The sequence below is a fragment of the Thermoanaerobaculum aquaticum genome (assembly GCF_000687145.1).
In the GTDB taxonomy this organism is placed as follows: Bacteria; Acidobacteriota; Thermoanaerobaculia; order Thermoanaerobaculales; family Thermoanaerobaculaceae; genus Thermoanaerobaculum; species Thermoanaerobaculum aquaticum.
The window spans coordinates 1-606 of record NZ_JMFG01000061.1; the positions used below are offsets into that span (position 1 = coordinate 1).

Sequence of the window (606 nt, forward strand, 5' to 3'; positions counted from 1 at the left end):
CAAGGCGCGCCAAACCGCGGGGCTCCACCACCTGGGCGGTGGCCCCCTGGAGGTCGAAGCGTTTGAGGAGGGCAAAGGTGCGAACCAACAAAAAACCGGGCTCGAAGGCGTAGGCAAGTCTCGCTGGTCCCTTGTGGATGAGCGCCAGGACCCATACGGCAATGGCTATGGGTAGCAGCAATACCAGCACCACTAGGTCCCAAGCTATGCCCCGTTTAGCCTGGGGATTGACCCGCAGGGCAAAGCTCGCCTGTTGCCGGTGGGAAACGGCGGCCAGGAAAGCTTCGGGATCCTGGGGCGCCAGCAGCACCCGGACACCGGAAGAAAAAGCGAGCAAAACCACGTCCTCGCCACAATCGGTTACCTGCCAAACCTTGCCTAGCTCAGGGTAGGTAAACCAACCTGCGCAGTAACCGGCGGACTGCTTCCCGGAAAGCCTTGTTCCCCCGGAAACGCGAACCACTTTGCTTTCCCGCAAGCCTTTTAGGGGGAAACTCGTGGTGTCTCCCCAAAGTCCCTCCTTGGTGTGCACCACAAGCCAGTTTGGGCTGACGGTAAAACTGGCCTCATGGTGAGGCCACACCAAGACGGCCACAAAGAAGTTTC

General features: G+C 60.1%; 1 protein-coding gene. It reads right to left on the bottom strand.

The annotated features are described in order from the left end of the window. Window positions 1-532: PH domain-containing protein (locus tag EG19_RS12010; RefSeq protein WP_235208744.1), on the bottom strand; the 532-nt coding region annotated here is incomplete at its 3' end. Window positions 533-606: the final 74 nt, after the last annotated feature.